The 755-nt window shown below is 66.1% G+C and carries 1 protein-coding gene; it reads left to right on the forward strand.

The window, feature by feature from the left end:
• Positions 1–448 (forward strand): helix-turn-helix domain-containing protein (locus tag ABD295_RS21080; RefSeq protein WP_344305830.1); only part of this gene is annotated, 448 nt, incomplete at its 5' end.
• Positions 449–755: the final 307 nt, after the last annotated feature.

The raw sequence follows: 755 nt of genomic DNA on the forward strand, positions 1-755 counted from the left end.
CGCCTCGAAGATCCAGACCAACATCCGTGAGCTCGAGGGGGCCCTCATCCGGGTCACGGCCTTCGCCAACCTCAACCGCCAGGAGGTCGACCTGACCCTGGCCGAGATCGTGCTCAAGGACCTCATCCCCGAAGGCGGCGAGCCGGAGATCAACGCGGCCCTGATCATCGCCCAGACGGCGGCGTACTTCGGGATCTCCATCGAGGACCTGACCGGACCCTCGCGCGGCCGGCACCTGGTGATGGCCCGCCAGATCGCGATGTACCTCTGCCGCGAGCTCACCCCGCTGTCCCTGCCCAAGATCGGCGGACAGTTCGGCAACCGCGACCACACGACGGTGATGTACGCCGACCGCAAGATCAACCAGCTCCTCGCCGAGCGGCGTGCGGTCTTCAACCAGGTCTCCGAGCTGACCAACCGGATCAAGATCCAGGCCCGCCAGGGTTGAGCGTGGTCTCGGCTGATCGCGCGCTGCTCGGCGACCGCGGCGCCGGCCGACCCTGTGGAGGAACGAGGGGTGAGACCCGGCGAGTCCTCCACAGGCCTGTGCACCAACAGCCGTCGGTCGTTGACGTCCGCCGCCCAGTGAACAGCCCGGACCCGGTGACCCCTCATTCATCCACAGGCCATGTGCACGCCCGTCGTCGCGCTGACCTGCACGGATGCACCTCATCCACAGGTTCCACCGTTGCTACGACTGACTCTCATCTAGTTATCTACCAATCCCCTGTGAACGTCGAACTGCCCCTTGCCTG

Origin of the sequence: Nocardioides bigeumensis, assembly GCF_039531755.1 — a bacterium.
GTDB lineage: Bacteria > Actinomycetota > Actinomycetes > Propionibacteriales > Nocardioidaceae > Nocardioides > Nocardioides bigeumensis.